Consider the following 14,603-nt stretch of genomic DNA (forward strand, 5'->3'; position numbering starts at 1 on the left):
TTACTAACTTAAGAGGGGTGTGACTATGGCATCTTTTCATGGAACGAAAATTAATCCGGACAGGTTTCACCGGAGCCAATTGAAGTTTTACTTCTTTCTAATACCAATGGCAACATTGATGATCATTCCGATCGTCTATATCTTTTCCCATGCATTCAAGCCGATCGATGAGCTATTTGCTTATCCGCCGCGTTTTTTTGTACAGAAGCCTACGCTTCAGAATTTCTATGACCTGGCCAGCAACACGAATGCTACCGGTGTACCGATGTCAAGGTACCTTTTCAACAGTGTCGTCGTCACCATCATCGTTGTTTTCCTGACCGTGCTGATCAGTACGATGGCTGGTTACGTGTTTTCAAAAAAGAACTTCAAGTTCAAGAAGACGTTGTTTGAAATCAATACGCTGGCTTTGATGTTTGTACCTGCAGCAGTCGTTATTCCACGCTATCTGTTGATTGATGAGGTCGGACTATTGGATACATTTTTCGCTCATATCTTTCCGTTACTAGCGATGCCCGTCGGATTGTTTCTGGTCAAGCAGTTCATCGACCAAATACCAGATGAATTGCTCGAAGCGGCAAGGATTGATGGTGCCAACGATTTTCAAATTTTCTTTAAGATCATCATTCCGTTAGTGAAACCTGCCATCGCTACGATTTCCATTCTTGCTTTTCAGGCTGTGTGGAACAACGCAGAGACATCCACCTTATTCGTCGATGATGAAAACTTGAAGACATTCGCATTTTTCATGTCGACGTTAGCGGCTGATACAGGCGGAAACTCTGTGGCAGGTCAAGGGATGGCCGCTGCTGCATCACTGATCATGTTTGTACCTAACTTGATCATCTTCATCTTCATGCAAAGCAAAGTCATGAACACGATGGCACATTCTGGTATCAAGTAATTTTTAGGAGGAAGGGAAATGAGGGAATTCTTCATTGCAGTATTTTGCTTTTGGTTGATCATATTGTTTCCCACACTTTCCTCTGCTTCCGTTTCTGTTCCTTATAAAACAGAAACATTGACAGCTGATGGAAATGTTATCGAAACGCAAACCGCATATGTCCCTATCGGTCTTTTTGCCAAAGGAACAGAAATTGTCAATCCTGAAGATATTTATATCGATCATAAGGGTTATATCTATGTCGCGGATTCCGGTATGAAAACCGTAACCAAGTTTGATGAAAAAGGAAATAACATGGAGGTATATGGTACAGATGTACTGAAGCAGCCAATGGGGGTTCATGCCGATCGGAATGGCAATGTATATGTTGCGGACTATGGGAGTCAAAAGGTTTTTAAATTCCAGGAAGATGGTGAACTAGTCCAGGAGTATGAAAGGCCGGAATCCCCATTATTCGGAAAAAGCGCTCCATATAAACCGGAAAAAGTATCGGTAGATAAGCGCGGGAATATCTATATCATCGGTGAAAGTGCGAATAACGGTATTATTCAATTAAGTCAGGATGGAACCTTCCTGGGCTATTATGGTGCCAATACGTTGCCGCCTTCCATAGGTACCTTCGTGCAGGATATGATTACGACCCAGCGGCAAAAAGCGAATCTTTTCATGAAAGAACCACCTGCTCCAGGGAACATTTCGATTGATGAACAAGGGTTAGTCTACACCGTCACTTCCGGTACCAGCTGGGAAGCTATCCGAAAGTTGAATATTGCTGGCGGAAACGTGCTTCCTTCCGAGATGACGGAAGAGAAAAACCTGGTCGATATTTCCGTAGGGTCGATCGGAAACATCTATACAATAGGTAATGACGGCATCATCTATGAGTATGATAGTTCGGGTAACCTTCTCTTTTCTTTTGGGGGAAAAACGAATGAAAACAACCGCCTGGGATTGACTATGCAGCCGTCCAGTATCGAAGTGGACGAAGTGGGCCGGTTGTATGTGACCGACCGGGAGCAAGGAAATATCCAGGTCTATGAGCCAACGGAATTCACGACTGTCCTTCATCAAGGCTTAGCCCTTTTTGAAGAAGGATACTATGTCGAGAGTGAAAAATATTGGAATGAAATTCTTCGGCTGAACTCTTCGTTTGGACTTGCACACACAGCCAAAGGGGAGGCCCTTTACAAACAGCAGCACTATGATGAAGCGCTGAAAGAATTCGAATTAGCCAATGATAAGGACGGCTACTCCAATGCTTTTTGGGAAATTCGCTACCGCTGGCTCGAATCGAATCTGTCTGGTGCTTTTATGATCATCTTTGCATTCTTTACGGCCAGGTACGCAGTTAAATTTGCTGATAAGAAGAAGCATATTCTGGACCCGGCCAGAAGGAAAACGAAGAAGGTCACATCACAAAGCCTTGTTAAGGAACTATTGTTTTTAACGCGATTCATCAAGCATCCGATTGATAGTGTCTATTATTTGAAAAACTATGAACGTGTATCGATATTATCCGCAAGCCTATTGTATCTTGTTCTGGTAGTGGAATACTTATTGACGATCTATTGGACGGGCTTTTTGTTCACTAATAGAATATTGGAAAACGTCAACATCTTTTTTGAGATCGGTACCGTTCTGCTCCCGCTGTTATTATTCATTGTCGTCAACTATTTGGTTAGTACGATTACAGACGGAGAAGGAAAATTCAGGGACGTTTATATTGGTACGATTTACTCGCTGGCCCCGGTTATTTTATTTTTACTGCCGGTGACACTGATCTCAAATGTACTTACTTTCAACGAAGCGTTCATTTATACATTTTCGATGCAAATCATCATCGTCTGGTCGATCATTATTTTGTTTACTACGATCAAAGAAGTGCATGACTTTACCTTCTGGGGGACAGTCAGAAACATTCTGGTCACCTTGTTCGGCATGTTCCTTACCGTACTTGTTTTCTTTGTTCTTTATGTATTATTCGACCAGGTAATTGACTTCGTAACTTCAATCATTGAGGAGGTGCTGCTTCGTGTCTAACAAATGGAAATGGATGGTACTTGTCGTTGTCCTATTGTTTCCTATCCAAGTAATCGCCGATTCTCTGATGGATGATGAGCCAGATACAGATATCACGGAAGAGCAGGAAAAGCGTTCGAATGAAATGCTTCGTTATCAATCAAACCAGTACACCCAGCCGGAAGATGAGGAAGCGACCGTAGTTAATGACGTCTCGCTCGATGGTTATGAGCAGGTGGCAGAGAATGATCGCCTTGCTCTTTATGTAGAACCGGAGTCCTTGGCACTTAAGATTAAAAATAAACATACCGGTTATCTATGGAGTTCGGGTCTTGAAGAAGGCAAAGAATATAATTTGAACAATACCTGGTCGCAAATGGCACATTCGGCGATAACCATTGATTATATCGATGACAAAGATAAATCGTCTACCGAGAGCATTTTGTCTAATGAATCTGAAGTGTCGCTGACCAAACAGGACAACGGCTTCTCAGCGAAAGTTGCATTTGAAGACGCAGAAATCACGGTTCAATTGGACGTCCACTTAGATGGCGATTCGATTGAAATCCATGTTCCGCAAGACGGGATTGAAGAGGGTGAAAACAAACTCGCCACCATGCGGCTTTACCCATTCTTAGGTGCTGTCGAAGGTACGGACACGGATGGTTACCTGTTTATCCCGGACGGAAGCGGGGCTCTCATGCGCTTCGATGAAAAACAAGTGCAGTCGATGGCTCCGTATCGAGCGTCCATATATGGGGATGACGAAGGATTCAAACGGACGGCCAAGGAAGAAGGCGAAGACATCCAAGTGAATCCTGCTCAAAAAATAACGATGCCAGTGTATGGCGTGACGAACGGAGTCGATGAGAACGGTTTTATCAATGTGATTGATGAAGGAAAAGCGTTCGCAGATATCATCGCCTATCCATCGGGTATCGCCACTGACTTCCATTGGATTACGGCCCAGTATAATTACCGCTATCAATATTATCAGCCAACCAGTCAAAATATGAGTGGCTATAATGTCTACCAGGAAGAAAGAAATAAATTCGATGTGAACGAACGCATTACGTTTCTTGAGGATAAAGCAGCTAATTATGTCGGGATGGCTCAAGCATACCAGCAATACCTGATTGATCAGGAGATGCTCACTGCCCGGAAAGATCAGGCAGATATCCGATTGGAATTTTTAGGCGGGGAAGTGAAAAGCGGGTTGTTGCGGGATTCTGTCCAGCCAATGACGAAAGTAACAGACCTGCCAGACTATGTGGAACGTTTGAAACAACAGGAAGTAGAGGATATGCATGTCATTTACCGCGGCTGGACAGAAGGCGGATATACAGGGACACTTCCGAAGAAATTTCCGTTTGAAAATGAATTGGGCAGTGACGCCGAGTTCGAAAAGGTGAATGACTTTTTCAAAGATCACGAGATTCCGCTTTATTATTATACGGATTACACCAAGGCCTATGAAGGAGCGTCCGGTTTTTCCGGAAAGACAGATATTGCAAGAAAAATAAGTAAGGAAACAATGGGAGGAAAAGATGGAGAGGCAGATTTTTATTACCTCAGTCCATTAAAATCATTGGAAATAGCAAAGGATGACCTTTCCGAATATGAGAAAAACGGTATGGATAACTTAGCGGTCGATTCCAGTGCGAATCTTTTATTCTCTGATTTTAACCACGATGCACTGCGGCCGGAAGTGATGGAAGTCTACCAGGAAATGTTTGAAGAATTGCAGACATCTGTAGATTCTCTCTCATTATACAAACCGAATGATTATTTACTTTCTGAAGCGGATCGTTACCTGGATATTCCGCTGTACTCGTCCAATTATAGTTTTGTGACGGATACGGTTCCCTTTTTGCAAATTGTGTTGAAAGGCTATATTCCTTATTACGCTTCCTTTTCTAATTTCCAGTATAGTCCCGAAGATGAAGTGCTGCGCATGATTGAGTATGGTGCCTATCCTTCGTTCTACTTGACGACGGAACCTTCTCACCAGTTGATGCATACGCCTTCTGAGGACCTCTATACCTCCCAGTTCCAGGATTGGGAGAAAGCGATTGTCGATCAATACAAAATGGTGAAAGAAAGCCTGGGACAAGTGGAAGGGGAGACTATCACGTTCCGGAAGGTCCATGACACAGGGGTTGTGGAAGTCGGTTATTCGAACGGAAAATCGATTATTGTCAATTATACTAATGAGGATATAAACATAGAGGGAACCGAAGTGAAAGCCAAAGGATATAAGGTTACCGACCGGGGGAATCAATCATGAAGCAAATGTCACTGAAAAAGAAGCGAAGTCTGATGGGAATCTCATTTTTATCTCCCTGGATCATCGGGTTCCTTGTATTTACGGCATTTCCGCTCGTTTATTCTCTGTTCCTCAGTTTTCAAAAGGTGAAAATCACACCAAGTGGTATAAAAACCGATTTCATCAAATTTGAAAACTACGTCTATGCCTTTACTGTGGATAGTCAATTCACAACAATATTGCTTAAGTTTCTCCGAGAGCTGCTCATTTCGACGCCGATCATCATCGTGTTCTCTTTGATTATTGCGTTGTTATTGAATCAGCCGATCCGAATGAAAGGTTTCTTCCGGACGATATTCTTTCTCCCTGTTATCATTGCCAGCGGCCCGGTAATCACGGACTTGATGGCCCAGGATGTCACATCGATTCCTTCGGTTGAGGAATATGCCATTTTTGCCACGGTGTTAGCGAGTACAGGCGGGTTACTGAATACGATTCTCGTGTACTTGATGGATAATTTAATCATCATTCTCTGGTATTCAGGCGTCCAAATATTAATATTCTTAGCAGCGTTGCAGAAGACGGACAAGCAAATTTATGAAGCAGCAAAAATTGACGGTGCTTCCAACTGGGAGTGTTTTTGGAAAGTGACCTTACCAACGCTATATCCGATGATCATCGTTAATCTGATCTACACGATCGTCACCTACTCGGTATTCGCATTGAATCCAGTAGTAGACCATATCCAGGCCAATATGTTCGAAATTTCAACCGGATTTGGTTACGCTTCGGCGTTATCTTGGATGTACTTTCTCGTCATTGCCTTCGTATTAGCTGTCAGTGTTGGAGTCATGGCTGTCAGGGGCAATAAGAAGTACAGTTAAAGGAGGGATCACTTATGCTGGATACCAAACTATCACACGATCAGAAAAAAAGAATAGATAAATATTCTTCCAAAGCGAAGGCTAATCTATTAGGGGTACAAGGAAATAACGGGCTGTTGTTTAAGCTTGCTGTCTATAGTCTCCTGATCGGGATAGGATTCGTCTATCTCTATCCGATCATTTATATGGGATCCTATAGCTTCAAGTCGTTGGAAGATTTATTGAATCCATTGATCAGCTGGATTCCATCCACATTTTATACTGAAAATTATCAGGTCGCCTACAATGTGTTGAACCTATTTCCTACACTGCTGGAAACGCTGTATGTAACAGTGATACCAGCACTTGCCCAGACAGCGGTGGCGGCCGTAATCGGGTACGGGTTTGCCAGGTTTGAATTTCCGCTCAAAAAAATATTATTAGGGCTGGTACTGATCACGTTTATCATACCGCCTCAGGTGCTGTTGATACCGAGGTATGTGTTTTTCAATGAGCTGGAGTTGATCGGTAGTATTCTCGCCTTCTTACTTCCGGCTTTGTTCGGGCAAGGCTTGAACAGTGCGATATTCATCCTGATTTTCTATCAGTTTTTCCGGATGATGCCAAAGGCACTGGAAGAAGCGGCGCATTTAGATGGGGCAGGGAACTTCCGTATTTTCATGACGATTGCGATTCCGATGGCTGTTCCGGCAATCATCATTTCCTTCCTCTTTTCGTTTGTATGGTATTGGAATGAAACAGCGCTCGCCAGTCTCTACTTTGGGAATGCGCTGACGACGTTACCGATTGAGTTAGGGAAGTTTAATGCGACGTTTGAGCAGTTGTACGCCGGAGACACCAACACGCAGAACATCAACGAAGGGATCAGTATGGCCGGGACAATGCTTTCGATTTTGCCGCTTTTGATTGTCTATTTCTTTACGCAAAAATGGTTTGTTGAAGGAGTGGACCGTTCCGGTATTACAGGAGAGTAACAACATTTCCATCTTGCTGGGTTCCATTACCCAACTGGGAGGAGCGGGTCAGGGAAAGCGAGTCGTTTCCCTGGACCGCTATTTTCATTATGGAAATGGAACCAAATGTCTCCTAAGTATCATATATCAGATTTTTTTATCTAGTAATTGAAACGTTTCAATTAATAAACATAAACGGAGGAATGCGCAGTGTCGATAACGATAGATTCTACTATTAAACTGACAGCGGGAGATTATTGTTTTTCCTTTTTACCGAGTGGGGATATTCAGGAAGCAACTTTCCATTCTGTGATGATCAACCAGCTGATATCTAATCCTGTGGATGGCTCGTTGAATAATCTTTACTTACGAATCCATGAGGAAAATGGCATTCAAGCCTATCCATTACTAGGGGTAGCTTCTCAAAGTGAAGTGGCATTCGGAGAAGGCCAGGTGACGTGGACAGGTACGATTGAAGACATCGACTATACCGTTGATTTTCATTTGACGGATCACGGTGTCTGGTTCTGGGAGGTCAACGTCGAGGGCGATGGGCAAGAAATCGACGTCATATATGGGCAGGATATCGGGATAGCGGAAAAAGGTGCCCTAAGAAATAATGAAGCATACATATCCCAATATATCGACCATCAGATTTTTGAAGATGAACAGAAAGGCTATGTCGTCTGTTCCCGGCAAAACCAACAGCAGTCGTCCGGTTTTCCTTATTTGCAGCAGGGTTCGCTGACATCCACAGTCGGGTATGCAACCGACGGATTCCAGTTCTTCGGGAAATCTTATAAAGAAACAGATCGACCGGCAGCTTTAGCTGAATCGACGCTTCCTAATGAAGTGTATCAATATGAATTTGCCTATACTGCATTGCAATCAGAAAAAGTGACACTGGCCGGTTCCAGCCAGTTTGTCTTCTATGGGTATTTCCGGGGAAATCATGAAGAGGCAGTAAGTGAATTGGAATACCAGGATATCGTTTCGGAAGCCTGGACACAGGTGAAAACAAAGGAAGTTTCGACGAAAACACCTGCCGAGAAGGTGAGAAAAACTTCTGACATCGAAAGCAATATCGTCGGGGAAACGATGAGCACCGATGATATCAACCACTATTATCCGAACCGCCATCAGGAAGAATGGGACGGAAACGAATTGCTGTCCTTCTTTACCGACACCCACGAGCATGTGGTGTTAAAAGAAAAAGAGCTACTGGTGGAACGCCCGCACGGACATATCATCATGTCGGGTTACAATGACCAGCTCAAAGAAGATACGATTACGTCAACCTCATGGATGTACGGCATTTTCAATGCGCAGACGGTTGTCGGCAATACTAACTTTAACAAACTATTAACCAATGCACGCAATGCGCTTAATGTGATGAAAACGTCAGGACAGCGTATTTATGTCGAGATAAATGGATCTTATCAACTGCTGACATTGCCGTCTGTCTATGAAGTCGGGTTCAATTATGCCCGCTGGTACTATAAAACTGATAAAGAGACGTTCATCATTACCAGCTATACAATCTTAGATACACCGGAAGTTCGTTTACAATTCGAAACAGAAAGCGGGAAAGCGTACCGCTACCTGGTGACTAATCAAGTTGTCATGCATCCGAATGAATATGAGGTGCCGTATCAGGTTGATAGAGACGGTCAAGTGATTACCATTACTGCAGACGATTCTTCCATGAACGCTGGCATTTACCCGGATCTTACCTACAAGCTTCATGTGGAAGGAGCTTCATTTGATTTAGTAGATGAACAAAAGCTTGCTACGAATGTAAAACTAGGAGCAGCTTCCCTTGTAATCTGTGAACTGGAAGCTTCCAGTGACTGGAGCATGATTTTGCAAGGTCAACTTCACGGGAAAGAGCTGCCTGTCGAGGAACGATCAGCAGAAGAAGAAATCGAGAGATATCGCAGCTATTATCGTGATGTGATGAACGGTTTCCGACTTTCCGGCAAAGGTGAACTTACGGAAGAAATGAATAAGGTCAACGCACTGGCCTGGTGGTACACCCATAATATGCTCGTTCATTTCTCTGTCCCTCATGGCCTGGAACAATATAGCGGAGCAGCCTGGGGTACACGGGATGTTTGTCAGGGGCCGACGGAATATTTCATGGCAACGCAAAACTATGCATCAGTCAAGGAAATTATTAAGAAGGTATATACGCATCAATTTGAAGAAGACGGAAACTGGCCGCAATGGTTCATGTTCGATAAGTACGCGCATATTCAGGCAGGAGAGAGCCACGGGGATGTCATTGTCTGGCCTTTAAAAATATTAGCTGATTACTTACAGGCAACAGGGGATTATCAACTGCTGGAAGAAAAGGTGCCTTATACGAAGCGGGACGAAGGGTTTGTGCTGACAGAAGAGACAGCAACGATTCTTGATCACGCGAAAAAAGAGATCAATTACATCCAAGAACATTTCCTCCATGATACGTATTTATCTTCTTATGGTGATGGGGATTGGGATGATACCCTGCAGCCTGCGAACGCCCAGTTGAAGCAGTTCATGGTGAGCAGCTGGACTGTAGCCCTGACGTATCAAGTGGTGGATAAGCTTGCTGAAGTACTCGAAACTTTCGACGAACAGTATGCTGGAGAACTAGCCTCTATCGCCACGGGTATTGAAAAAGATTATAAGAAATACATCCTGAAAACAGATGTGTTGCCAGGGTTTGTCTATATGGAACAGCCAGGAGAAGCAGAAATGATGCTTCACCCGGATGACACAAAAACAGGTATCGACTATCGTCTGCTGCCAATGCAGCGAAGCATCATCAGTGAATTGCTGAATGCGGAACAGGCAGAGAAACACTATCAATTGATCAAGGAAAAACTTTATTGTCCTGATGGTGTACGGTTGATGAACCGTCCTGCTAATTATGTCGGGGGAGTCAGCACACATTTCAAACGTGCCGAACAAGCATCCAATTTCGGCCGTGAAATCGGGCTGCAATATGTCCATGCCCATATCCGTTACGTTGAGGCAATGGCGAAACTTGGAAAAGAAGAGGAAGTGTGGCAGGGGCTGCAAATGATTAATCCGATCGGAATCAGAGACGTCGTCCCTAATGCGGAAATCAGACAAAGCAATGCCTACTTCAGCAGTTCAGATGGGAAGTTCAACACACGTTATGAAGCGGAAGAAAACTTTGACAAGCTGCGTGACGGTTCCGTTCCTGTCAAAGGCGGATGGCGCATCTATTCCAGCGGGCCTGGCATCTATATGAACCAACTGATCTCCAATTGCCTCGGTATTCGCGAGGAAGGAGGCGACCTTGTCATCGATCCGGTACTTCCGGACGATTTTGACAGATTGACGTTTGATTTCCAATGGCATGATAAAGCGGTCACCTTTGTCTATCACCTTAACAATGAAGAAAAACATGTCGCCATCAATGGTGAGCCCGTAGAAAAAGCTGAACGGCTCAAGAATGCCTACCGCAAAGGCGGCGTCAGAATCAGCAGCGAGGAAGTCGGAAGTAAACTGGATAAAGAAAGTAATGTAATCGATATTTACCTATAAATTAGCTGATGGAGCCTCCTATTCTGTGAATAGGTGGCCTCATCCATAATTTTTTCACAAGGAGGGGGAAGGTAACGTGATTGAGATCAAGGATAAACAGATTGTGATTGATGGAGAACCGAAAATTATTATGTGCGGGGAAATCCATTATTACCGCCTGGATCCTGCAGATTGGCAGGATCGTATTGATAAGCTGAAAGATACCGGATGTAATGCTGTCGCTTCCTATGTTCCCTGGCTTGCCCATGAGGAATTTGAAGGGGAGATTGATCTGTATGGAAAAACACGGCCGGAATTAGATTTAGCAGGGTTCATCGATTTATGTGCAGAAAATGATCTTTATTTTTTCTTGCGACCAGGGCCATTCATCATGGCAGAAATGAAAAATGAAGGAATCCCTTACTGGGTCATCGACAAGCATCCGGAAATTGTGCCAATAACATGGGATGGAAAGAAAACATTAGCGAAGACCCTGGATTACATGGCACCGAACTTTTTGAAAGAAACAAAGAAATGGTATCAGGGTGTCATGGAACTCGCTGTTCCTCGGCTGCAAACCAATGGCGGAAACATTATCGGCATCCAGCTGGACAATGAAGTCGGGATGCTTTCCTGGGTCAGTAATTGTCCGGATTTGACCGACCATGTTATACGTGATTTTGTGGGATGGCTGAAAGAGCGTTATGATGAAGCGGCCATTAAGGAACGTTATCCGTTTCTACTGGAGGACTCCGAAGCGTGTTTTACAGCGATACGGTCACCGAAAGAGCAATACGCAGCAGAACTTCATATTGATCTCGGCTATTATATGCGGCACCGCTTCGCCAACTATATAGCAACATTAAGGGAGTATGCAGAAGCGTTCGGTGTCAAAGGTGTTCCGTTTGTCGTCAACATCCATGGAACAGGGGGCGGCCGGGGTTTCACCTATCCGATTGGCATCAGCCAGTTGTATGAATCCTATACCCAGGCGCCTGGTTACCTGTCGGGGTCGGACATTTATTTTGGCGACTTGAATATGGAAAGTTTTCAGGATCTTTATTTGATCAATGGTTTTATGGATGCTGTCCATAACCCGGACCAGCCGTTGACTTCTGTTGAATTTAATTGTGGGGATGGCAACTTCGGCAACAACTTCAGTGGCCGTATGGACCCTTCAGCTTCTGACTTCAAAGCAAGAATGTGCATCGCACAGGGCAATCGTCTGATCAACTATTATCTAATGACTGGAGGAAGAAACTATCGGCTAAGCGAAAAGCGGGATGACGGCAATGACAGAATCGCTTCCACCGGGGAACGTCATGGTTTTGCTGCCCCTATCAGCCCGGAAGGTGAACTGAATTATACGTTCCCGAGAATGGCCCGTTCGATACAAACCATCATGGCGGTTTCCGATAAGCTTGTTGTCATGGAGGAGGAACGTGATGATGTAGCATTCGCCTTCATACCGGACTACTATATGACGGAAGCGTGCTATCACGACAGTGTGAAGGTGAGAGAAATCCACCAGAACTTAGCGGCAAACCGATCAACAGCGGCATGGGAAAACATGGCCCGCGCCATGCTGCTTGCTGGTTATCGCTATGGTTCCGTAGATATCCAGAATAAAGCCCTGGATGTATTGGAAACGCCTGTACTTGCTATTCCTTCCGCTCGTTATATGGCGGAGCCTGTGCAGGAAAAACTAGTTGATTATTTAAACAATGGTGGCGGCCTGCTCCTTTACGGGGAAGTCCCTACCCATGATATGGAAGGAAGCCCTTGTAATCTATTGGCGAACGCTTTGGGAGTACAGCCAACGGGGATTAGTCAGGCAGGACCAGCCTATGATTTATCCATTTATGCAGATGGCTGGGCAAAAGACCGTGCGGAATTGCGTGTGCATAAAGCCCAGGTCTTTGATATCGCAGAACAAGCCGAGCCATTATTCCGTGTCTATGGAACAGATGAGGTGTGCGGTTTTGATACTGAAGCAGGAAAAGGCAGGGCAATCGTGATTGCGGCTCCTTATACGTGTGATATAAACTTTTTCAGAACTGCTATTGAGAAGCTGGGTGCGAAGGCAAGCCTGACGAATGACAGCAAGTATCATGGCGTATTCATGACGTCTACTGCTACAAAAGAAGGCGAAAGGTTCATTCACCTACTTAATTTAGATGGCTTTGATAAAGAGTTGCATGTCTATGAAAAAGGTAATCCGTTGTTTGACGGTCGCAAGCTGGAGTTACACGCGAAGGAAGGATTGATGCTTCCTATCGATATGGTATTTGGTGATGTGGAAATCAGTTATTCGACTGCTGAAATAATGAAGGTCGCTGATGATGCTATCCAGTTTCGACTTACCCAGTCTGAAGATGTGATCGCCTTAAAGACGGATCGTGATATAGGTGCAAGTGAAGATTATACGGTTTATCAAAAAAGCGACGTGACTTATATTCATTCGAAGAAGCATGCGAAAGTGGATGATCGACTAGTGGTGAAGTTTCTATAGTTTCAGAGTATTTCGGTTTAATTATAGAAAGTAATAGAAAGGAAGATTACTATGAAAATCCTTTACATTGATATTGATTCTCTCCGTCCAGACCACCTGGGAGTGTATGGCTATCACCGGAACACATCACCGAATATTGATCGCATCGCAGAAAAAGGGGTAAGGTTCACTAATTATTACGCATCCGATGCACCCTGCGCCCCGTCACGAAATGCCATGTTCAATTCGAGGTTCGGTATCCATACCGGGTCGATCAACCATGGCGGATTGAATGCAGACGTTCAGCCGATCGGGATAGATCGTCCCTTCAACCATCACCATAGTCCCTATCAGGCTTGGGTGGAGGAACTTCGCTTCAAAGGTCACCATACCGCTATGATCAGTCCGTTTCCTGGCCGTCATGCCAAGTGGAACGTGCTGGAAGGGTTCCTCGAAATGCATGATACAGGCAAGCATGCCGGAGAAACAGCTGGAGATGTTTCATCCGAGGCATTGAGATGGATCAAAGGAAGAGGTACGGAAAAAGAAGACTGGTTCTTGTATTTGAATTTCTGGGACCCCCATACGCCTTACCGCACACCTGAAGAATACGGCAATCCATTTGAAAAAGATCCGGCCCCAGATTGGCTCACTGATGAAATGATCGCGGAACACCGGGAAAGCTTCGGCCCGATGAGCGCCCGGGAAATTCCATCCAATCACTTGATGCCGAATCTTCCAGAGGAAATTACCTCTGTCGAAGATTTTAAACAATGGATCGATGGATATGATACCGCGATCCGTCACGTGGACGATCATATCGGCATGCTGCTTGATGCCCTGGAAGAAGAGGGAATGTTAGAAGAGACGATGATTATCATTTCTGCCGATCATGGGGAAAACCAGGGTGAGCTGAATGTTTACGGTGATCACCAGACGGCAGACCATATTACCAGCCGGATCCCGTTGATCATGTCAGGACCAGATCTAAAAGAAGGACATGTCGATGAGGACTTCCATTATCAGATTGATATTGGCCCGACAGTGACAGAACTTGTTGGAGGGGAATTGCGTGATCGATGGGACGGCACGAGTTTTCTGCCTGCCATTACAAAAGGAGAAGAAGCAGGACGTCCTTACCTTGTCGTCAGTCAGGCGGCATGGAGCTGTCAGCGAGGTGTCCGTTTCGATAATTGGATCTTGATTCGGACTTACCATGATGGATTAAAAGACTTCCCTGAGCTAATGCTGTTTGATATCGAAAATGATCCCCATGAAACTACCAATCTAGCTAATGAAAAGCCGGAAATAGTAGGAGAAGGCTTACGGCTGCTGGATGAGTGGGTAACTGAGCAGATGGCGAGCTCCGATTCACCAACCGATCCGATGTGGAATGTCATCCATGAGGGAGGACCTTTTCATACGAGAGGCAATTATCATAATTATGTAGAAAGACTTCGGAAAGAAGGCCGTAATGATGCGGCAGACCGTTTGGAACAACGCCATCAAAAATTTCAAAAGATCTATAATAGATTAAGGGAGTAGTGGA

At 44.6% G+C, this 14,603-nt stretch carries 8 protein-coding genes; all 8 read left to right on the plus strand.

Features of this window, described 5'->3' with window-relative positions; genetic code table 11:
* Positions 1–25 precede the first annotated feature (25 nt).
* The 8 genes from ACGTN9_RS11390 to ACGTN9_RS11425 all read left to right on the plus strand — a co-directional run bounded on the left by ACGTN9_RS11390 (position 26) and on the right by ACGTN9_RS11425 (position 14,599).
* Positions 26–904 (plus strand): carbohydrate ABC transporter permease, encoded by an 879-nt coding sequence (locus ACGTN9_RS11390; protein WP_499592858.1) that lies wholly within the window; start codon positions 26–28, stop codon positions 902–904.
* A gap of 18 nt (positions 905–922) precedes the next feature.
* Positions 923–2,944, plus strand: coding sequence for a YIP1 family protein (locus tag ACGTN9_RS11395; protein WP_499592860.1), 2,022 nt, complete (start codon positions 923–925; stop codon positions 2,942–2,944).
* On the plus strand, positions 2,937–5,210 hold the full coding sequence (locus ACGTN9_RS11400; protein ID WP_499592862.1) for a DUF5696 domain-containing protein: 2,274 nt from the start codon (positions 2,937–2,939) through the stop codon (positions 5,208–5,210). The genes ACGTN9_RS11395 and ACGTN9_RS11400 overlap by 8 nt, the downstream gene beginning before the upstream one ends.
* Positions 5,207–6,073, plus strand: a complete 867-nt coding sequence (locus ACGTN9_RS11405; protein WP_499592864.1) for a carbohydrate ABC transporter permease — start codon at positions 5,207–5,209, stop codon at positions 6,071–6,073. Before ACGTN9_RS11400 ends, ACGTN9_RS11405 begins: the two co-directional genes overlap by 4 nt.
* 14 nt (positions 6,074–6,087) lie before the next feature.
* On the plus strand, positions 6,088–7,047 hold the full coding sequence (locus ACGTN9_RS11410) for a carbohydrate ABC transporter permease (RefSeq protein WP_499592866.1): 960 nt from the start codon (positions 6,088–6,090) through the stop codon (positions 7,045–7,047).
* Between the two features lie 189 nt (positions 7,048–7,236).
* Entirely contained in the window at positions 7,237–10,584 is a 3,348-nt protein-coding gene (locus ACGTN9_RS11415) for a GH36-type glycosyl hydrolase domain-containing protein (protein WP_499592868.1), read from the plus strand.
* Positions 10,585–10,660: 76 nt separating this feature from the next.
* On the plus strand, positions 10,661–13,075 hold the full coding sequence (locus ACGTN9_RS11420; RefSeq protein ID WP_499592870.1) for a beta-galactosidase: 2,415 nt from the start codon (positions 10,661–10,663) through the stop codon (positions 13,073–13,075).
* Between the two features lie 51 nt (positions 13,076–13,126).
* Positions 13,127–14,599 (plus strand): sulfatase family protein, encoded by a 1,473-nt coding sequence (locus tag ACGTN9_RS11425; RefSeq protein WP_499592872.1) that lies wholly within the window; start codon positions 13,127–13,129, stop codon positions 14,597–14,599.
* Positions 14,600–14,603: the final 4 nt, after the last annotated feature.

Source organism: Halobacillus sp. B23F22_5 (assembly GCF_043497085.1).
In the GTDB taxonomy this organism is placed as follows: domain Bacteria; phylum Bacillota; class Bacilli; order Bacillales; family Halobacillaceae; genus Thalassobacillus.